Below are 19,082 nucleotides of genomic sequence, written 5' to 3'. Positions count from 1 at the left end.
TTGCTAAATCAGCAATCGCTTTTTTTGTTATCTAATTAGCAACCAGTCTAATTGAGGAATCTGTAACGGTTTTATGGGTGCTCTGACAGTATGAAAAAAAGTACTCAAAAAACGCTCATATTCAGTGGATTGCTTTAATATCTTCGTTAGTTGTTCTTCTAAATGTCTTTTTTCCTGCTCAGATCTAGTTATATAGTAATTCTCAATGCACTCGAAGTAATGAAGAGGAAATAATAAACGCGAAAATAATAACCGCCACGAAAAAGAGGATAACGGGGCAATACTTTGATAATCAACAAAAAACTGTCTCACATCTACCTCATATGTTTGCGTATTCCTAAAGTATCGTTCTCTAGTCCATTCTGCAAGGTCACGGCTGCGATGGTCAAAAACCCAATCGAAAGGATCTTTTATATAATAATTAGCTCCCCAGGAATCATTTGAAAAACGTTCATGACACACGGTTCCGCTATCGGATTCTTTTGGTTCATCGTCAAGCTCCGTATCAACTAAATACTGGATGGCATTTTCCGTTAAACCAATATAATAGGGAAATGAATCAATAAACATTCTTTCAAAATCATCCTCAGGCGTTTGATACAGGAGCTCACTCCATACCTTTTCGATTTGGTCTAGACGCTTTTCCCATAATTGCTTCCATTGTCCAATTCTACTCGATCTTTCAATTTTAAACGGAACACTTTTACCTCGTTCATGAAATTTTGCTAACTTTCTTCCAAGCTTCACTTTTGCTGGCTTTTCTGTCTGCCGATTTGCAAGCACACAATATTGATGCTCTTCCCAAGTTGTAATTAAGGTCCCCTCGGTAGATTGTAAAAATGCTGGGACATGAGAATCACCGTTATTTCTTAGGTGTTCAGCAATTCTCTCTAATTCAACAATATCTTCAGCTTCTCTTCCTTGGGGCTTCGCAATTAAGTAAAGCCAGCCATTACTTCTCAACGCATCATAAGTATCCAGCTTTACATATTCATCAACTTGTATTCCATATTTATTTTCAAGTAATTTTTGCAGCACCCTTCCACCTCTTCTCTTTTCTACTCTTATGTCATATATATGTAGTAGCCCAAAAAACTTGTTGTCTTCTTATGCAATAAAAGTATAAGAAAAATGTTAAAGGAGATTCTGTAAGAAGGGTGTTGATTCATTCGTTCCTTTTCAAATGAGCGCACATATGTTATGAATTAAGAATGGTAAAAAAATCCAAGGAAAAGGTGATAAATGGATGGCAGAAGATAAAAAAATGGATTTAACAGAAGAAACTGCACGAAGATGGATTAAAGAAAGAGGCGTAGAAATTCAGGATATTGCAGATTTAGTCTTTTTTTTACAGGAAAAATATCATGAAAACCTAAAAATGGAAGACTGCATTGCAAATGTCGAGCGTGTTATTGCTAAGCGAGAGGTTCAAAATGCCATCATTACGGGAATCCAGCTCGATATGCTAGCAGAAAAAAACATGCTCGAAGAACCAATACAATCCATCATTAAAACAGATGAAAGTTTATATGGTGTTGATGAAATTCTTGCTTTGTCCATCGTTAATGTGTATGGCTCAATCGGATTCACCAATTACGGCTATATCGATAAGCAAAAACCCGGTATCTTAGCCCGTTTAAATGATAAATCAACTGGCGAGTGCCATACATTTTTAGATGACATCATCGGTGCAATCGCAGCGGCCGCTTCAAGCAGATTGGCTCACCGTGCCGCACATGTGGAATAAAACCATAAAGAAAAGGATGGAAATCTATCCATCCTTTTCTTACGGCTCCCATTGATCTAATGAGTCAATCGCAAAGGTTGGTTTACGGTCATACCCCGCAAGTAATTCCCTCGTTGTCACACCCGTGTGGACTAGAAGGGTATCAAGTCCTGCGTTCATCCCTGCTAGAATATCTGTATCGTAATAATCGCCCACCATTAAGGTGTCTTCTTTTTCTGTCCCCAATACCTTTAGGGCTTGTTCCATTATGATGGATTCGGGCTTGCCAATAAAAATAGGTTTTGTCTGTGTTGATACAGCAATAACCGATGTGAGTGATCCATTTCCAGGAAGTAAGCCTCTCTCCGTTGGTATCGCGATATCACCATTCGTTGAAATAAAGACAGCACCATTTCGAACAGCAAGGCAGGCTATTGCTAATTTTTCATAGCTAATCTCCCTGTCTATACCGATTACTACATAATCCGCCTCTTCCCCAGCAAAGGTAAATTTCTTATCCTCCAAAGCCTGACGAAGTCCTTCCTCTCCAATTACATAAACCGAGGCGTCATTCTTCTGGCCGTAAATATAATTCGCGGTGGCCTGACTCGTCGTAAAAACTAGGTCCTCTTCGGCAGGAATATCAAAATCCTTTAACTTTTGTGCAACTTGGGCAGGAGTCCGGGATGAATTATTGGTTACAAATAAGTAGGGAATTTCTTTTTCCTTTAACTTCTTAACAAAATCCCCGGCCGCCTCAATTTTTTCTGTTCCTTTATACATCGTTCCATCAAGATCAATTAAATAACCTTTATACTTTTTCATGAAATCATTCCTTTTTTATCATATCCGTTTTAAGTTTCTTTTCATCATAGTAAAGGACCGCAAAGCTGCGGTCCAAAAAATTGATTAACTAAATGCCGAAACGGGGCCAAGTTCATTCTGCAGGTAGTCACGGACATTTTTAGGAAATAATGCTAGTACCTGCATATGGTTAGAGAACTGAATATAGAGGTCACTATGATTAATCTCCGTATATAGTTGGACGAGTTCCTTACGTTTCTGGACCAGTATTTTTAAGCTTTTACCCGACTCAGGTGTAACAACCTTTTCGTCGATTAGTATCTCAATGATATCCTCGTAGCTGCCAGGGTCCCTCATGATAAATCCATCAATCATTGCGTTACCCACATCTAAAACTGATTCAATCATAAGGTGTGTGATCCGCTCTAAGGCAGCTTTTTCAATCGGTGTTTCCCATTGATTCTGGCTGGAAAATAGATTGATTTGCTTTTCTAAGAAAACCAATGTTGTCTCCAACTTTTCGCGGTCTACAAAATACATGTCATCCACTTCCTCATTCATTTTCACTTATGTTGCAATTCCATCGAAAAACATGGCTGGCTCCGCATAAAAATTCCCCTGTGCTAAGTCAACCTTATTTCTGCTTAGTACTGAAGCTTCTTCTTGGTTTTCAATCCCTTCCGCAACCACCAAAGAACCAGCCTCTCTTGCTACAAGGAGCAATCCTTTTAACATTGACTCCTTAACCGAGTTTTTATCTATATTTTCAATAACAGAACGATCAATCTTGATGAAATCAGGCATAAGTTCGGTTATGGTGTTCAAGCTGGAATAACCAGCTCCCGTGTCATCAACGGCAATTTTAAAACCCATTAATCGTAATACATTAATATTAAAGGTAAAATTCTTCAATCCTTCAATTGAATCCCGTTCAGTCACTTCGAAGGTAATTTGTTTCGGTGATATGCCTCTATATTTTCGCAGCAGTTTTTTCAAATCACTAGTAAATTTTATATTTCCCAAAGTTAATGGTGTACAATTAACAAATATATCTTGATGAAAACGAGATGCCTTTACCTGCTGGAGCATCTTTTCCAAGACAATCATTTCTAATTCGTATAAACGACCCGTTTGTCTTGCAACAGAAAAAAGTTGTAAAGGTGCTTCTAAAGGAGTCCCTCTTGGCCCGCGGGTTAACAATTCCCAAGCCCGTATCTCACTTGTTGCAACATCGAAAATAGGCTGTGCTAACAAGTTTATATCCTTTTTGGTGATAATTTTATTGAGTGCTAATAACATTTCATTAATTTTTAGCTGCTCTCGTTTCTCAGCCATGCCAATTGCTTGTCTATGTGCTATTAATATCGAATCTTGGATAGAGTACTCATATTTTTCAACAAACATATACCCTTCTTCAAAAATCGGGTACAGTGAAGGATACAATTTAATAAACTTCTGTGCTACTTCTTCGGTAATCTTCTTCATCATAAGGTCAATATTAGAAATAGAATGGCGGTCATGATCAACAGTTATTAATAAGGTAATTCCTTCGCCATAATAATCATGAAGGGCAATAAATTCCTTTTGGCTGACCTCTTGTTCCACAACTATTTGAAAAAGTTTCTTTATGGTTTTCATTACCTTCGACTGCAGCTGTATTTCAGTTTGTTCCATCAAATCCTTTTGGTTCCTTAATTTAAAAACGATTACCGCTACCTCATGTCCAGCCCCAAAAGCATTCCTTACCCCTTCTAATAAGGGATCGCGCAAGGTAAATTGAGGAGGGTAATAGCGAAGGGACGAAAGAGGTAATATAATCTTTCCCCATTGCATTACACTCTTTACTTTTTTCATGTAACGACAGTCCATGGAATCCATCCCTCTCAGCAGCGCAGCATACGACAATAATAAGTATATTGTAACACAATTTGACAGAATCCGTTTTCCCTTTCAGTAAATTTTTAACAATATTCGATTAACACTATAATTACCTCACGGACAATATATTTGGTAATATAAAGAAGTGAAGAAATTAACTAAAGGAGAACAGCACATGAAAGAACGTTTTTTCTTATACGATGATACAGAGGATACAAAAACACGGTTCGTCAGCTTTGTTGGTGACAACCAACGCTTCGATTTGGCCATCGTTCAATCTGACCGCCATTTTGGGAAACATCTTGTTCTCGACATGCAAGGGAGTCGATTTGCGATTATTGGCGAGGATGACCTAAAAGAGGAAGGGTATTTAGAATACGCCTATCAATTAAATGAAGAAGACGCTGAAGAACTACGTTCCTTTTTATTAGAATTACTATAATTATTTAGTACTCCTTTTTACATAATAATAAAAAGGAGTGAGTGCACATGGACGAGAAAAAAGAGAGAAGCTATTTTGATCTTTCTAATGTTGAAAAACAGAAGAACTTCTTAACTGCTGAGGAATTCCCTGAGGGTCCCTTTGGGTCACCAGTGGGCAAAGATCAGCCTGTTGAAAATAAAAACACTCCCTGGCAAGAAGGGCAGCGTTATTATAGTAATTTTAACTATGAGGATAAAACGTTTCATCAGAATATCCCACGGCAAATGGACGGGGCTCATCCCACACATGACGACCCTGATACGGAGGAACAGCCTCCTTATACAACTTAAGCTGAATGCCAAAAATAAAGAAGCTTGCTTAATCGCAAGCTTCTTTATTTTTTTACTTTCTTTAAGACAAAATAGGCACAGCCAAAATTACAGTATTCATACAAATATTCACTTAATGTACTGATTTTGGTATCAAAGGTAGCTTTTTGATTTTGATCTTCAAAAAAGCCCTTAAGCCGGAGCTGCCCATATCCCCAATCCCCGACAATATAATCATATCTAGATAATATATCACTATATCTCGCCTTTAAGGCTTCCTCATTAAAGGCATCTCTGTGTTCCTGCACAATTTCATAGGTGGAGCCGTTGATATTGATCATGTTATCACCTCAAATTTTACCAGTAAATCTTTCTTTCATTATAACCGATTCCCCATCAATTACTAAGAAAAAAAATCAGTTATTTGGCTATTCTAAAAAAAGGAGGTGCTTTAAATGAAAAAGTGGTCGATTATCATTGGTTTTTGTTTACTCTTTACAGCTGCTGGCTGCTCAAAGGATATGGCAAATCGAGATGTGTATGAAGAAAGCGGCGATACCATAAATGTAAATAATAAAAGAGATGAGCTGTACAATGAAGGCGGAAGTAAAGGTGTTCGTAATGTAAGCGATGATTATGGTTTTGTCCGTCATCAAAAAAGTCCTATTCAGGGTGACCGAGGTGGAACAGAACACTATTCGGCGATTGACCGTGAACAAGTGGCGAATATTATTAGCCAGCTGAGTACAGATATCCCAAATGTGAATGACGTAGCTACGCTGGTAACGGACCAGGAGGTTCTTGTTTCCTATAGTACAGATTCCAAGGACCGTAACAAAACTGCTGACCAGGTCAAAAGAACAGCTATGTCCGTTATCCCTAGATATTACCATGTTTATGTTTCAGACAACACAAATTTAATGCGCGATGTGGAAAATCTCGCGAACCTAGACTCAAAAAGCAAAAATGCAAGAGGTTTAATTGATGGCTTAGTGAAACAGATGAAGAAGTCCCCTCAAGGTAATCGAATGAGTGATAGTGAGGATGAAAATGGAGCAACAAAAGATGATGTTATGAAGACGACAAATAAATAAAAAATAAGAGTTCAGCCGCTAGACTGAACTCTTTTTTTTATTTAGCTGTGTTAAATTGGGCTGTTGATTTGCGCTCCAGGCACTTCGCTTTCCGCAGGCGTTGCGGCGAGCCTCCTCGGCGCTAGCGCCTGCGGGGTCTCACCTGCTCCGTACTCCTGCAGGAGTCTCGTGCCTTCCGCGCAAATCAACAGGAGATAAATCTTTAGTATCCATTAACACACCTTTATATTAATTTTAAGCTTCCTTGGCTTCTGTTTCACCGAGTAATTGTTTATGCTTTGCGGCTGCATTCACTTGTTCATCTGCATGGTAGGAGGAACGTACTAATGGACCTGCCTCACAATGGCTAAAGCCTTTGGTGAGTGCAATTTCACGAAGTTCCGCAAATTCATCTGGATGATAGTATTTTTCAACCTTTAGGTGATTTTTAGATGGCTGGAGGTACTGACCTATGGTCATGATATCGACATTATTAGCTCTTAGGTCATCCATGACTTCGATAATTTCTTCCTTCGTTTCACCTAAACCTACCATTAAGCTTGATTTTGTAGGTATGGTTGGCTGCATTTCTTTTGCTCTGCGCAAGAACTCAAGAGAGCGTTCATACTTTGCTCTCGCTCTAACTCTAGGTGTTAATCTTTTCACCGTTTCGATATTATGATTCAAAATATCAGGTTTTGCATCCATTAACAGTGCTAGATTTTCTTCTTTACCGCCCATGTCTGAAGGAAGGACTTCAATACTTGTAAATGGATTTTTTCTTCTAATAGCCCTAACGGTTTCCGCAAATACAGCTGCACCGCCATCTTTCAAATCATCCCGGGCTACAGCAGTAACGACAACATGTTTTAAGTTCATCAATTGAACAGAGTCTGCCACGCGTTCTGGTTCTTGGAGATCTAATTCTGTTGGTAATCCTGTTTTAACCGCACAGAAACGGCATGCTCGGGTACACGTATCACCAAGTATCATAAAAGTAGCGGTTCTTCTTTCAGCCCAGCATTCGTGAATATTTGGGCACCTTGCTTCTTCACATACAGTATGTAGGTTTTTTTCACGCATCATCTTTTTTAAACCTGTATAGTGTTCATTCGTATTTAATTTTATTTTCAACCATTCTGGTTTTCTTAAGTAATCTGCATTTTTGCTCACTAATTCCACCCCTATAAATGAGTTTGCTCCATGTCACTTTACCATACTTTTTGTAACAACAAAAGCAGACTACCTTCTTAAACCTTATTTCCAATTATTGATCATTATGAAATAGCCTAGAAGTCATAAACTAAAAGCGTACAATAATCGGAAGGAGGATTCCTGTGCGGGCATTTCTGATAATTGGAACTTTCCTCTTATTAATGAGCAGCATATCTCCCAGGGATGCTCATGCAAAAGGTCCTGATGAATATCAGGAAAGAATGAGGCTCTACAAAAAGGTGGAAACCATCACACAAATTCCATGGTATTACTTAGCAGCAGCGGATCAATATGAAAGGAATATCCGCGCGGTACGCAGGGATTTACCAAAAGCGGAAAGTGTGATAGGAATTTATTTCACTCCCGAGAAATGGGCAGGACCAGCTAACCCAAATCCAGCAGATGAAAACCCTGCAATGATTCAGTTTTTTGGCGGTATGGGCGTGGATGGGGATGGAGATGGTAAAGCCAGTATAAAGAACGACGAAGATGTCTTATATGCTTTTGCCAATTATCTTTTATCATATGGGATAGACCATGATAATATAAAAATCGGTCTATGGAATTATTATCATCGTGACAAAACAGTTGGGATTATTGCGGATAAGGCGAAGATTTACCGCCATTTCGGCCGGTTAGAATTAGATTCACACGTCTTTCCTTTACCACTGCGAAGCAATCATAGTTATCGCAGTACCTGGGGCGATGCACGAGGCTGGGGTGGAAGAAGAATTCACGAAGGTACCGACATTTTTGCTGGCTACGGAGTCCCTGTCCGAGCTACAAACTATGGCATCGTTGAAATGAAGGGTTGGAATAAGTTCGGCGGCTGGAGAGTAGGAATTCGTGATATTAATAATACGTATCATTATTTTGCTCATCTTAGCGGTTTTGCTAAAGATTTAAAAGTAGGTCAAATAGTGGAACCTGGAACGTTAATCGGCGGCGTTGGCAGTTCTGGTTATGGACCTCCGGGGACATCAGGTAAATTTCCTCCCCATTTGCATTATGGGATGTACAAAGATAACGGCTATACTGAGTGGTCCTTTGACCCAACTCCACACTTAAGATTGTGGAAACAGCAAGAGAGACAGGCATTGAAAAACAAAAAGAAGTAAGGACTGTCACAAAGACAGTCCTTTTAATTTTTAGGAGGCGGTATTTGAATCGATGGTGTAATTCCACTGCCGCCATTATTATAAAATTGCGGGACTTCCCCCTGTATTAATCTGCCGCCAACAGGAATTTTTTGCTCTAACTTGGTGATTTCTGTTGCAAACGGCGTGATGATTTGTACAGACACCTCCAAGTGAATAGCCACATCAATCCAAGTATTATTGATCCCCATTGGTTTGGGATCAATTTTCACATCAGGACGGACTTCACCAATTGCATGAAATCGAACGGGTATTTTAGGACCTAGGTTTCCTAACAACGCCATATTGGTTGCCTGCCCTAGTGGAACATTCCAAACAATCCCATCTTCACGCTGCTTCGTTTCTACCTCAATATCCACGTCGGTTAATCGCTCCAATGAGGAGAGATCCCCTTTTTCTGCTGCATTTAAGTTTTTCTGAATTTCACTCGTAATTTCAGATAATTTTTGGTTAATGACTTCGGTCTTCAAACTTGCACTTGGCTGCGCACCATTTTGGCCGGGTTCAACCGCAATAACATCCCCCACTTCGACCGTTTTTTTGTTGATGGCCTTATTGATGACCTGTGAGGCGATTTGTTTTGTCTTAGATTCCGCATATCTCATCAAGGAAGGCTCAATTCCCTTGTTCACCAGCCATATTCCCATTGCAGTAGACAGAAGAAAGAATACAAACGACAATAACATTACATATCGGAAAGGTAATGGTCCCCTTTTTCGGTGACGTACACGAAATTTTGCCAATCATGATCCCCCCTTACAAGTTATATGTATGCGATGAAGAGGTGAACTAGCCTATAAATTTAATGGAGTTATCCTTATTCATAAGAAAAAGCCTGCACAGGTGCAAGCTTTTCATATCATTTTTAGCAAGGCGTCTTTTCCCAGCATTCCTTTTGTGATTCCTAATCTTTCCGCCTCGACCGTAACTGATTCCATTGGAGCGTTAAGGAGCTGTTCAATGGTTCTTACCCCTACCGCTCTTGCAGCAATGATTTTGCGATCCTTTAACTTTTCGTTCAATAACCCGACATCTAAAGCACCGCACATGATGTATCCCTTTTCACTGCTTACCGAGAGCAGTGTTGTTTTTGGTAGTAAAACAGTAACAGCCAAGAACGTGTGACCATTAATCTCTACCGGTGATAGCTCAATCAATTTACACACTCCTTTCCTCACTAACAACTTATGAAAGCGAAAGAAAAAGCGTGTATATATTTTAGGACTACTGTTGTAATTTCCATTTTAATAAGTCTCGTAAAAATTCAGGAAGGAAATATTCTTTTTGTTTATTTGGAAAAACTTCTTTAAAAAAATGCCCAAAGGTAAACATATCTGGAATAGCCAGTGAGTATGTCTTGTCTAAATCTAGTTCCATGTCATTGATAAAGATGTCGTTGTTTTCCTTAAAAGCAATCTCAGAATATACACTTGAGCCCATTGCGGTACCCCTAAAGCCTAGTCCTACTACTTGTTTTTCCGCCCAGTCTTTCTCCCTCGTTTCAAGTAAGACCTTCCTCAACTCACTTCCTGTGAGTTCAATTTTACAGGGATTAATAGGATGAGGACATATGGTAAGCAGGTCATAGGCAGTCACATTACCTGAAAGTGAACCCAAAATAAGACCAGCATTTATAAACGCACAATCTGCATTACACCATTCTCTTAATGCATCACATAAGATTTGTGAAAGCTCTGTAACTTGGAAAGAATCCTGGTTATTAGTCAATGTGGTGATTTTTTGATTTAGTATTTTTTTTCCTTTACGGTAAAGTTCCCTGGAAGTTGCTTTCTCATCGGGTACTGGTGGAAGTTCCAATACATTGTACAATTTTGCTTGTTTCTTAATAGGTTCTTTTTCGTCAATCTGAAGTGTGACGTGCCCAACATATCTTCCATGCTTTCCAGCTCCGGCAATCATTGTATGACCCACCTGCTTGCCTTCAGGAAGGGTATGGTGTGTATGTCCGCCAAGTATGATGTCAATTTCGGGATATTTCATTGCAATTTGTTCATCATGGCTTAGACCTAGATGAGAAAGCAGAATGATTACATCAGATTGTTCCTTTAAAATTTGCATCCACTTCCCCAATTCTTCAAGCGGCTCAGTCAGATGCCAGCCTAAAAGCTCGTAAAGAAGAGAATAATGGGCTGTCAATCCAATCACACCAATCGTTGTACCGCCTGTCGTCTGATAAATCTCATATGGTTTGAGCCATGCTGGATGCTGACTATTCTTGTTATAGAGGTTGGCGACCACAACATCAAACTTGCTTTTGTCATACAAATGATTCAATGATTCGTACGGAAAATTAACTCCTTCATTGTTGCCTATTGTCACGGCTGTATAACCGGATTCATTTAACAGTTCAATATTTCCCTGCCCATGAGTCGCATCAGATAACGGATGCCATCGATCAATAAAGTCACCTATGTCAAATAGAAAAACTTCTTCCCTTGCTTCTTCATGATGTTTTCTTCGGCTTGTTAAGAATTGGTGAATCCGCGGCCACCGTTTTAAATGACTGTGAATATCGTTTGTATGATAGATTTGAATGGTTTCCATGCTTATTTCGCTTCCTTCTTAGCCAATAATACCTTGATAAATTAATCGTATGCCAACGATAATTAATATGGTTCGTAATAATAAAACAATCGTTTTGCTTTTTAGCTTCATGTTTAAATAGGCTCCAACCTTCGCCCCAATCCATGCCCCTGGAACCAATGCCAATGCCAGCAGCCAATCCACATTCCCTAGCGTGATGTGGGTAATAGAGCTTAGAATGGAGGTTGGCAAAATCATAAACATAGATGTTGCTGTTGCAACATGGGGAGGAAAGAAAAAGAATAGAATCATTGTCGGAACCATTAACGATCCGCCGCCAACACCTAATATTCCTGATAAAAATCCGACCGCGAAAGAGATAACGACGGCCGCTAAAGGGTTAAAGCCATATTCAAAGAGTTTCCCTGAATTATCGGTGTAACTCCTGACAATACCCTTTTCTTTGCGAAATGGAATGGGTTTTAGTTTGTCTTTTAAAAGCAGAACAAATGAAACAAAAATGATAAAAATGCCAAAAAATAAATTGAATGATTTTAAGTTTAAAATCTCCGTAACCCATGCTCCCAGGATACTCCCTGGACCGCTTCCAATCAAAAAAATCAAGCCGCTTTTATAGTCGACCGTTTTATGTTTCATATAAGCTAACGTCGAAGAAAGCCCGGTAAAAATCATGGTGAAGAGTGAAGTCCCCACAGCTGTCTGAGGAGAGATATAACCAAATCCCGATAAAGAGCCTAAAAAGAGTAACGAAGGAACAATCACGATCCCTCCGCCTAGTCCAATTAAGCTCCCTAAGGAACTACCTGCAATTCCTATTACTATTAAAACAATCCATTCCATTATTTTTCTCCTTTACACTAAAATAAATCAAGCTGTCTAGGAGCAAGGTCATCATATTTTATCCCTAAGAGGTTTATCATTTCTTTTGCATTATCTGCTGCATCTCCGCCAGAATTGTTATTAAATAGGACATAGAGGTTTTTGGATTCCTTGGTTAACCTTTGGATTATGTCTGCCCATTCTTGAAGTTCTTGCTGATTGTATCGATAAAGGTACCTGACTTCACGCCAATCACTATCTTGGCGTTTTTGCCAGCCGTGAACGTTACGTCCATGAAACCGAATCAATAGATTTTCAGAATCAGTTGTCTCTAATATAGCTGGTATTGACCCATCACCAGATTGCGGCTCATCACAAATACTATGTATCCACTTTTCCTCTTTCATAAATTGCAATGTATGCTGGCGGTAACGGGGAGTAAACCAAGATTGGTGCCTGAATTCAAGTGCGCTGGGTATATCCCCTATTTGTGCTTTACACCATCTTAAATAGTCAACATTCTCCTGTTTACAATCAAACCATGGTGGAAATTGAAAAAGTACCATGGCTAATTTATTTGCTTCTATGTATGGTTCTAACGATTCTTTAAAGGCGTGAAACATTTCCTCCTTTGTTGCAAATGGGATTTCACCACGCTGATGTCCTGTCATCCCCTGGTAAGCCTTCACGATGAATTGGAAAGAGTCTTGTGTATCGTTTACCCATTTAACTGCATTCCGCTTCGGTTGGATGGCATAAAAAGCAGTATCCACTTCAACTGTCGGGAAATGTCCTGCATACTCTTTTAGCTTATCACGTGGAGAGATTTGACCCGGATATAAGCTGTCATGATCTCCCCAGCCTGTTACACCTATATAAATCAACTACGATCACCTCCACATGCTAATAATAGCATAACCCTAATTGCTGCTTTTTTCTATCCGAGAGTATTTTCTTGTTATCCGAGAGTGTCTTCCGCTATCCGAGAGTTATCTCCGCTTATCCGAGAGTGTTTTTCGCTATCCGAGAGTGTTTTTCGCTATCCGAGAGTGTTTTTCGCTATCCAAGAGTGTTTTCCGCTATCCAAGAGTGTTTTCCGCTATCCGAGAGTTATCTCTGCTTATCCGAGAGTGTTTTCCGCTATCCGAGAGTTATCTCGCTTATCCGCAACTAATTTCCCGCCATCCGCAACTAATTCCCGCCATCCACAACTAATTTCCGCCATCTGCAACTAATTCCCGCCATCCGCAACTAATTCCCGCCATCCGCAACTAATTCCCGCCATCCGCAACTAATTCCCGCCATCCGCAACTAATTCCCCGCCATCCGCAACTAATTTCCCGCCATCCGCAACTAATTCCCGCCATCCGCAACTAATTCCCGCCATCCGCAACTAAACGCAAAAATCCGCTTGCCAACGGAGGCAAGCGGACCAACATTTATTAACCGATAGAACCTTCCATCTCGAACTTGATGAGACGGTTCATTTCGACTGCGTATTCCATTGGAAGTTCTTTTGTAAATGGCTCGATGAAGCCCATTACGATCATTTCAGTTGCTTCTTGTTCTGAGATACCACGGCTCATTAGGTAGAAGAGCTGCTCTTCAGATACTTTAGAAACCTTTGCTTCGTGCTCAAGTGAAATGTTATCGTTTAAGATTTCGTTGTATGGAATGGTATCAGATGTTGACTGATTATCCATAATCAACGTATCGCATTCGATATTTGCACGTGCGCCATCTGCTTTACGTCCGAAGTGAACGACACCACGGTATGTTACTTTACCGCCGTGCTTAGAGATTGATTTAGACACAATCGTAGAAGACGTATTAGGAGCTAAGTGAATCATCTTTGCTCCTGCATCTTGGTGTTGACCTTTACCTGCAATCGCAATGGATAATGTCATACCACGAGCGCCTTCACCTTTTAAGATGACAGCAGGGTATTTCATTGTTAACTTAGAACCAATGTTACCATCAATCCATTCCATTGTGGCATTTGCTTCGCAAACAGCACGCTTGGTAACTAGGTTAAATACATTGTTTGCCCAGTTTTGGATTGTTGTGTAACGGCAGTAAGCATCTTTCTTAATAACAATCTCTACAACTGCACTGTGAAGTGAATTTGTTGTATAAACTGGTGCTGTACAGCCTTCGACATAATGAACATGTGCGCCTTCATCAACAACAATTAAAGTACGCTCAAATTGTCCCATATTTTCAGAATTAATTCGGAAATAAGCTTGTAAAGGAGTATCTACTTTAACTCCTTTTGGAACATATATAAATGATCCACCTGACCATACTGCGGAGTTTAGTGCAGCAAACTTGTTATCTGTCGGCGGGATTGTTTTTCCAAAATGCTCACGGAAGATATCTTCATTCTCTCTAAGAGCAGAATCAGTATCTTTAAAAACAATGCCCAAGTCTTCAAGTTCTACCTTCATATTATGGTAAACAACCTCGGATTCATATTGAGCAGATACACCAGCAAGATACTTTTGCTCTGCTTCAGGAATCCCAAGTTTATCAAATGTTGCTTTAATTTCTTCAGGGACTTCATCCCAAGATTTTTCCGATTTCTCAGATGGTTTTACATAATATGTGATTTCGTCAAAGTTCAACGAACCTAAATCTCCGCCCCATTGAGGCATTGGCATTTTATAAAAATGCTCTAAAGATTTCAAACGAAAATCAAGCATCCATTGTGGTTCATTCTTTAGCTTTGAAATTTCTTCTACAATTTCACTTGTTAAACCACGTTTTGATCTGAATATAGAAACGTCCTTATCGGCAAAACCGTATTTATAATCTCCGATTTCCGGCATTTTCTTCGCCATCGACCTGTTCCTCCTTCTTAAACGAAAGGGGTTTAAAACTCCCCTCATGTTTTACTTTTGTTCCTCTTCAGTTAATCCTTTTTCCATTGCCTTCCACGCTAATGTGGCACATTTAATACGTGCTGGAAATTTTGCAACTCCCTGAAGTGCTTCAATATCACCTAAATCGATATCGTCATCATATTCATTCCCCTGCATAATATCGGAAAAAATCTTCGAAAGCTTGATCGCTTCCTCTACTTTTTTTCCTTTAATCGCTTGGGTCATCATTGAAGCAGATGACATTGAAATGGAACAGCCTTCTCCCTCAAATCTTGCATCGATCACAACTCCATCTTCAACCTTGAAAGTTAATTGAATTCGATCTCCGCATGTAGGGTTGTTCATATTAATCGTATGACTGCCATCTTCTAAAATTCCGCGATTTCGTGGATTTTTATAATGGTCCATAATTACCCGACGGTATAAATTATCTAAATTATTAGAAGACATCGCTGAAATACTCCTTTGTTTTCACAAGTCCTTCAACCAGCTTATCAATATCGTCTTCCGTGTTGTATAAGTAAAAGCTTGCACGAGCCGTTGCAGATGCCTTTAGCCATTTCATCAATGGCTGGGCACAATGATGTCCTGCACGGACAGCAATGCCCTCAGCGTCTAGTACAGTAGCGACATCATGAGGATGCACATCGCTAATATTAAAGGTAACAAGACCTGCACGTTTGGAAGCGTCTAAAGGTCCATAAATTGTCATTCCAGGAACTGAAGACATTTTATCCAGCGCGTACTCTGCCAGCTTATGCTCATGATTTGCAATATTATCTAAGCCAATTTCATTTAAAAAGTCAATTGCTGCTCCAAGACCTATGGCCCCTGCAATGATTGGTGTTCCGGCTTCAAACTTCCATGGAAGCTCTTTCCATGTAGATTCTTGTAAATGAACGAAATCGATCATTTCACCGCCAAATTCAATGGGTTCCATTTTTTCTAACAAATGCTTTTTCCCATATAACACTCCGATACCAGTGGGAGCACACATCTTATGCCCAGAAAAAGCCAAGAAGTCGCAATCTAAATCTTGAACATCTATTTTCATATGTGGTGCACTTTGTGCCCCATCGACCACCATAATCGCACCATTCTCATGAGCAATTTGGGCAATTTCCTTAACAGGGTTAATAACTCCCAGTACATTCGATACCTGCATGACAGAAACTACACGGGTATTGGCCGTTATCGTTGCCCGCACATCATCAAGAGAAATCGTTCCATCCTCTTGAAGCGGGATGTACTTTAACGTTGCTCCGGTCCGTCTTGCAACCTGCTGCCAAGGAATAATGTTGCTGTGGTGTTCCATATAGGTAATGACAATTTCGTCACCTGCACTGAGGTTTTCAGCCGCATAGCTAGCCGCAACCGTATTTAATGCAGTTGTCGTACCCCGGGTAAAAATAACCTCCTGGGTAGACTTTGCATTAATAAACTTACGAACCTTTTCTCTAGCTCCTTCGTAGGCATCTGTCGCTCTAGTTCCTAGCGTATGAACACCACGATGAACATTGGAATTGATTTCTTTATAATATTTTTCCATTGTCTCAATGACTTGGATCGGTTTCTGAGAAGTTGCAGAACTATCTAGATAGACAAGTGGGTTTCCATTTACTTCCTGATCTAAAATAGGGAATTGACGACGAATATCAAGGACATTCATTATCGTACTTTCCTTTCAATTACTGCAGTTAATTGCTTTTTAACTCCTTCGATAGGAAGCTGATTAACTACAGGTGCAAGGAAGCCATGAATAACCAGGCGTTCTGCTTCTTTCTTCGGAATTCCGCGGCTCATTAGGTAGTAAAGCTGCACTGGATCCACACGTCCAACTGATGCAGCGTGTCCCGCTGTTACATCATCTTCATCGATAAGAAGAATTGGGTTTGCATCGCCACGTGCTTTTTCACTAAGCATAAGCACACGTGATTCCTGTTCTGCATTCGATTTTGAAGCACCATGTAAGATATGGCCAATTCCATTAAAAATGGACGAAGCGCTATCCTTCATAACACCATGCTTTAAAATATAACCTTCAGTGTTTTTACCAAAATGAACTACCTTTGTTGTAAAGTTTTGTGTTTGTTCGCCACGTCCTACAACAACCGTTTTGGTATCTCCGTAAGCACCATCGCCAACAAGGTTGGTTGTATTTTCTGAGATGGTATTACCTTCATTCATTAAACCAAGAGCCCATTCAATTCGAGCATCTCTGCCTGCTGAACCACGACGATTTACGTAGGTTGTGATGCCCTTCGCAAGAGTATCCACCGCACCATACTGAACTTTCGCACCAGCATTTGCGATTACTTCTGTCACAATATTAAAAACACTATTAGCAGTTTCAAGTGTTGACAGATAGTTTTCTACATATGTTACGGAACTATTATCGTCCGCAACGACAATGACATGATTGAAAAGGTTCGTATCTGCATGATCATGTAAATAAATAGAATGGATAGGTTCTTTAACTTCAATATTTTTAGGAATGTATAAGAATGCTCCGCCATTTACAAGTGCTGCATGTAAGGCAATTAGACGATGTTCATCAGTCTTAACTGCTTCTGTTAAAAAGTATTTTTGTACAAGTTCGCTGTGTTCACGAATGGCCGTAAAGATATCTGTAAAAATAACCCCTTGCCCTTTTAACTCCTCTGTTAGAGAAATATAAGCAGGTGTATGATTACGCTGGATATATAAATTTTTAGCTGCTGCTTCATCACCAATTAATGCTTTTACCTCTTCAGGAAGTTCAGCAAGTGATGAAAAACTGCTGCTTTTCACAGTATGAGTATCAAATTGAGTGAAGTTCCACTTATCAATTTTTGTTTTATCAGGCCTTGGCATTGGCAGAGTCTCGCTCAATTCAAAAGCTTTTAGACGAAATTCCTCCATCCAAGCAGGCTCGTTCATTTCTTTTGAAAAAGAACGAACAAAATCTTTATCAAATGATAAATTCGTTTCTGTTGTCATGATTATCCTCCTAACGCTAAACTCTTACGCTTCTTGCCCAACTGTTTCATCTTCGATTCCAAGTTCTTGCTTGATCCAGTCATATCCTTCTGCTTCTAAGCGTTGTGCAAGTTCTGGTCCGCCAGATTTCACAATGCGGCCCTGCATCATTACATGCACATGGTCAGGAGTGATATAGTTTAAAAGTCGTTGATAGTGGGTGATAATTAAACAGCCAAAATCTTCTCCGCGCATTTGATTGATTCCCTTTGAAACCACTTTCAATGCGTCAATATCTAACCCAGAGTCAATTTCATCTAAAATTGCAATTTTTGGCTCAAGCATCATTAATTGAAGAATTTCATTACGCTTTTTCTCTCCACCAGAGAATCCTTCATTCAGGTAACGTTGTGCCATATCAAGATCCATTTCAAGGAATTCCATTTGTTTATCCATTTTACGGATGAACTTCATTAAAGAAATCTCATTTCCTTCACCTAGACGGCTATTAAGCGCAGAACGCAAGAAATCGGCGTTTGTAACACCGTTAATTTCACTTGGATATTGCATTGCTAAGAATAGACCTGCACGTGCACGTTCGTCTACTTCCATTTCAAGAACATTTTCATCATCCAGCATGATAGAACCGCTAGTAACTTCATACTTAGGATGACCCATAATGGCAGAAGAAAGAGTAGACTTACCAGTACCATTTGGTCCCATGATTGCGTGAATTTCTCCACCTTTTATTTCAAGGTTTACACCTTTTAAAATTTCTTTCTCATCAATTGCTACATGTAAATCTTTGATAGTTAATGTTGATCCAGCCATATATATACCTCCGCAAAGATAATTTTGTATCTTGAAGCCTTAAACGTTGGCCCAAAATTCATTCTCACTTTATTCTCATTACAATCTTATAACAAATAGAATCTGTTAGCAACTCATAAACAGTAATAACGATACCGAAAAGAAAAAGAATTTTTATTTTCACTAACCCCAAACTAAATGAGAATGCATAAGCAATAAAGGAGTATGTTAATTCAGCATTTTATATCTTGTGACCGCTTTATGTATTCACATACGAACTAAATCATAACTTATTTTTCTCTAGTTTGCCAAGGCTAGCGCATTATTATTTCTTACCTATTTTTACCTATCAAATTGAATTCATGTATATAAACAGAAAAACCAGTGAATCATTATCACTGGCTTTCTGTTTTCTTCTTATAAGTATCTATTTTAGTCCATT

Annotated in this window: 21 protein-coding genes; 5 read left to right on the top strand and 16 right to left on the bottom strand. The window is 39.4% G+C overall.

Annotated features, from left to right (window positions below):
- Nucleotides 1-27: 27 nt before the first annotated feature.
- A complete protein-coding gene (gene yutH / locus H0184_RS08045; RefSeq protein ID WP_221823237.1) occupies nt 28-1,038 on the bottom strand; it encodes a spore coat putative kinase YutH in 1,011 nt (336 codons plus the stop codon).
- Nucleotides 1,039-1,246: 208 nt separating this feature from the next.
- On the opposite strand from yutH, the gene H0184_RS08040 reads away from it, so the two are divergent.
- On the top strand, nt 1,247-1,747 hold the full coding sequence (locus H0184_RS08040; protein WP_095248389.1) for a phosphatidylglycerophosphatase A family protein: 501 nt from the start codon (nt 1,247-1,249) through the stop codon (nt 1,745-1,747).
- Nucleotides 1,748-1,786: 39 nt separating this feature from the next.
- Here the strand turns inward: H0184_RS08040 and H0184_RS08035 are convergent, their stop codons facing one another.
- The 3 genes from H0184_RS08035 to H0184_RS08025 form a co-directional block, all read right to left on the bottom strand.
- Nucleotides 1,787-2,551, bottom strand: a complete 765-nt coding sequence (locus H0184_RS08035) for a TIGR01457 family HAD-type hydrolase (protein ID WP_221823236.1) — start codon at nt 2,549-2,551, stop codon at nt 1,787-1,789.
- A gap of 84 nt (nt 2,552-2,635) precedes the next feature.
- Entirely contained in the window at nt 2,636-3,070 is a 435-nt protein-coding gene (locus H0184_RS08030) for a DUF86 domain-containing protein (RefSeq protein WP_221823235.1), read from the bottom strand.
- A 27-nt stretch (nt 3,071-3,097) separates the two neighbouring features.
- A complete protein-coding gene (locus H0184_RS08025) occupies nt 3,098-4,399 on the bottom strand; it encodes an EAL domain-containing protein (RefSeq protein ID WP_221823234.1) in 1,302 nt (433 codons plus the stop codon).
- A 184-nt stretch (nt 4,400-4,583) separates the two neighbouring features.
- On the opposite strand from H0184_RS08025, the gene H0184_RS08020 reads away from it, so the two are divergent.
- Entirely contained in the window at nt 4,584-4,850 is a 267-nt protein-coding gene (locus H0184_RS08020) for a DUF3055 domain-containing protein (RefSeq protein WP_221823233.1), read from the top strand.
- 47 nt (nt 4,851-4,897) lie between these two features.
- Nucleotides 4,898-5,182 (top strand): cytosolic protein, encoded by a 285-nt coding sequence (locus H0184_RS08015; protein ID WP_221823231.1) that lies wholly within the window; start codon nt 4,898-4,900, stop codon nt 5,180-5,182.
- A gap of 44 nt (nt 5,183-5,226) precedes the next feature.
- On the opposite strand, the gene H0184_RS08010 is transcribed toward H0184_RS08015, so the two are convergent.
- A complete protein-coding gene (locus tag H0184_RS08010) occupies nt 5,227-5,502 on the bottom strand; it encodes a YutD family protein (RefSeq protein ID WP_095250773.1) in 276 nt (91 codons plus the stop codon).
- A gap of 114 nt (nt 5,503-5,616) precedes the next feature.
- Between H0184_RS08010 and H0184_RS08005 the strand changes: the two genes are divergently transcribed.
- Nucleotides 5,617-6,255: a YhcN/YlaJ family sporulation lipoprotein gene (locus tag H0184_RS08005; protein ID WP_221823229.1), complete on the top strand. Its 639-nt coding sequence runs from the start codon at nt 5,617-5,619 to the stop codon at nt 6,253-6,255.
- Nucleotides 6,256-6,489: 234 nt separating this feature from the next.
- Here the strand turns inward: H0184_RS08005 and lipA are convergent, their stop codons facing one another.
- Complete coding sequence (gene lipA / locus H0184_RS08000; protein ID WP_221823227.1) at nt 6,490-7,407, bottom strand: lipoyl synthase; 918 nt, start codon at nt 7,405-7,407, stop codon at nt 6,490-6,492.
- Between the two features lie 203 nt (nt 7,408-7,610).
- Here lipA and H0184_RS07995 point away from each other — a divergent pair, with 203 nt between their 5' ends.
- Complete coding sequence (locus H0184_RS07995) at nt 7,611-8,567, top strand: M23 family metallopeptidase (protein WP_221823495.1); 957 nt, start codon at nt 7,611-7,613, stop codon at nt 8,565-8,567.
- Nucleotides 8,568-8,590: 23 nt separating this feature from the next.
- On the opposite strand, the gene yunB is transcribed toward H0184_RS07995, so the two are convergent.
- The 10 genes from yunB to sufC form a co-directional block, all read right to left on the bottom strand.
- Complete coding sequence (yunB, locus tag H0184_RS07990; protein ID WP_221823225.1) at nt 8,591-9,349, bottom strand: sporulation protein YunB; 759 nt, start codon at nt 9,347-9,349, stop codon at nt 8,591-8,593.
- 111 nt (nt 9,350-9,460) lie between these two features.
- Nucleotides 9,461-9,763, bottom strand: coding sequence for a YunC family protein (locus H0184_RS07985; protein WP_221823223.1), 303 nt, complete (start codon nt 9,761-9,763; stop codon nt 9,461-9,463).
- Nucleotides 9,764-9,830: 67 nt separating this feature from the next.
- Nucleotides 9,831-11,171 (bottom strand): bifunctional metallophosphatase/5'-nucleotidase, encoded by a 1,341-nt coding sequence (locus H0184_RS07980; RefSeq protein ID WP_221823220.1) that lies wholly within the window; start codon nt 11,169-11,171, stop codon nt 9,831-9,833.
- An 18-nt stretch (nt 11,172-11,189) separates the two neighbouring features.
- Nucleotides 11,190-12,011: a sulfite exporter TauE/SafE family protein gene (locus tag H0184_RS07975; protein ID WP_221823218.1), complete on the bottom strand. Its 822-nt coding sequence runs from the start codon at nt 12,009-12,011 to the stop codon at nt 11,190-11,192.
- 17 nt (nt 12,012-12,028) lie between these two features.
- A complete protein-coding gene (locus tag H0184_RS07970; protein WP_221823216.1) occupies nt 12,029-12,874 on the bottom strand; it encodes a DUF72 domain-containing protein in 846 nt (281 codons plus the stop codon).
- 558 nt (nt 12,875-13,432) lie between these two features.
- Nucleotides 13,433-14,830, bottom strand: a complete 1,398-nt coding sequence (gene sufB / locus H0184_RS07965) for a Fe-S cluster assembly protein SufB (RefSeq protein ID WP_221823214.1) — start codon at nt 14,828-14,830, stop codon at nt 13,433-13,435.
- A 51-nt stretch (nt 14,831-14,881) separates the two neighbouring features.
- Complete coding sequence (gene sufU / locus H0184_RS07960) at nt 14,882-15,322, bottom strand: Fe-S cluster assembly sulfur transfer protein SufU (RefSeq protein ID WP_221823213.1); 441 nt, start codon at nt 15,320-15,322, stop codon at nt 14,882-14,884.
- Entirely contained in the window at nt 15,312-16,541 is a 1,230-nt protein-coding gene (locus H0184_RS07955; RefSeq protein ID WP_221823212.1) for a cysteine desulfurase, read from the bottom strand. The genes sufU and H0184_RS07955 overlap by 11 nt, the downstream gene beginning before the upstream one ends.
- Nucleotides 16,541-17,851 (bottom strand): Fe-S cluster assembly protein SufD, encoded by a 1,311-nt coding sequence (gene sufD / locus H0184_RS07950; RefSeq protein WP_221823211.1) that lies wholly within the window; start codon nt 17,849-17,851, stop codon nt 16,541-16,543. Before sufD ends, H0184_RS07955 begins: the two co-directional genes overlap by 1 nt.
- A gap of 24 nt (nt 17,852-17,875) precedes the next feature.
- A complete protein-coding gene (gene sufC / locus H0184_RS07945) occupies nt 17,876-18,661 on the bottom strand; it encodes a Fe-S cluster assembly ATPase SufC (protein WP_221823210.1) in 786 nt (261 codons plus the stop codon).
- Nucleotides 18,662-19,082 lie beyond the last annotated feature (421 nt).

Source organism: Neobacillus niacini (assembly GCF_019749295.1).
GTDB lineage: Bacteria > Bacillota > Bacilli > Bacillales > Cytobacillaceae > Neobacillus > Neobacillus niacini_D.
The sequence above is the reverse complement of the archived record's forward strand: the minus strand, read 5'-3'. Positions and strand labels throughout refer to the sequence as shown.

Excerpts from the sequence above, each read along its gene's own strand:
- H0184_RS08040 (WP_095248389.1), top strand. The coding sequence starts at position 1,247 with ATGGCAGAAGATAAAAAAATGGATTTAACAGAAGAAACTGCACGAAGA.
- H0184_RS08035 (WP_221823236.1), bottom strand. The coding sequence starts at position 2,551 with ATGAAAAAGTATAAAGGTTATTTAATTGATCTTGATGGAACGATGTAT.
- H0184_RS08030 (WP_221823235.1), bottom strand. The coding sequence starts at position 3,070 with ATGTATTTTGTAGACCGCGAAAAGTTGGAGACAACATTGGTTTTCTTA.
- H0184_RS08025 (WP_221823234.1), bottom strand. The coding sequence starts at position 4,399 with ATGGACTGTCGTTACATGAAAAAAGTAAAGAGTGTAATGCAATGGGGA.
- H0184_RS08020 (WP_221823233.1), top strand. The coding sequence starts at position 4,584 with ATGAAAGAACGTTTTTTCTTATACGATGATACAGAGGATACAAAAACA.
- H0184_RS08015 (WP_221823231.1), top strand. The coding sequence starts at position 4,898 with ATGGACGAGAAAAAAGAGAGAAGCTATTTTGATCTTTCTAATGTTGAA.
- H0184_RS08010 (WP_095250773.1), bottom strand. The coding sequence starts at position 5,502 with ATGATCAATATCAACGGCTCCACCTATGAAATTGTGCAGGAACACAGA.
- H0184_RS08005 (WP_221823229.1), top strand. The coding sequence starts at position 5,617 with ATGAAAAAGTGGTCGATTATCATTGGTTTTTGTTTACTCTTTACAGCT.
- H0184_RS07995 (WP_221823495.1), top strand. The coding sequence starts at position 7,611 with ATGAGCAGCATATCTCCCAGGGATGCTCATGCAAAAGGTCCTGATGAA.
- H0184_RS07980 (WP_221823220.1), bottom strand. The coding sequence starts at position 11,171 with ATGGAAACCATTCAAATCTATCATACAAACGATATTCACAGTCATTTA.
- H0184_RS07975 (WP_221823218.1), bottom strand. The coding sequence starts at position 12,011 with ATGGAATGGATTGTTTTAATAGTAATAGGAATTGCAGGTAGTTCCTTA.
- sufB (WP_221823214.1), bottom strand. The coding sequence starts at position 14,830 with ATGGCGAAGAAAATGCCGGAAATCGGAGATTATAAATACGGTTTTGCC.
- sufU (WP_221823213.1), bottom strand. The coding sequence starts at position 15,322 with ATGTCTTCTAATAATTTAGATAATTTATACCGTCGGGTAATTATGGAC.
- H0184_RS07955 (WP_221823212.1), bottom strand. The coding sequence starts at position 16,541 with ATGAATGTCCTTGATATTCGTCGTCAATTCCCTATTTTAGATCAGGAA.
- sufD (WP_221823211.1), bottom strand. The coding sequence starts at position 17,851 with ATGACAACAGAAACGAATTTATCATTTGATAAAGATTTTGTTCGTTCT.
- sufC (WP_221823210.1), bottom strand. The coding sequence starts at position 18,661 with ATGGCTGGATCAACATTAACTATCAAAGATTTACATGTAGCAATTGAT.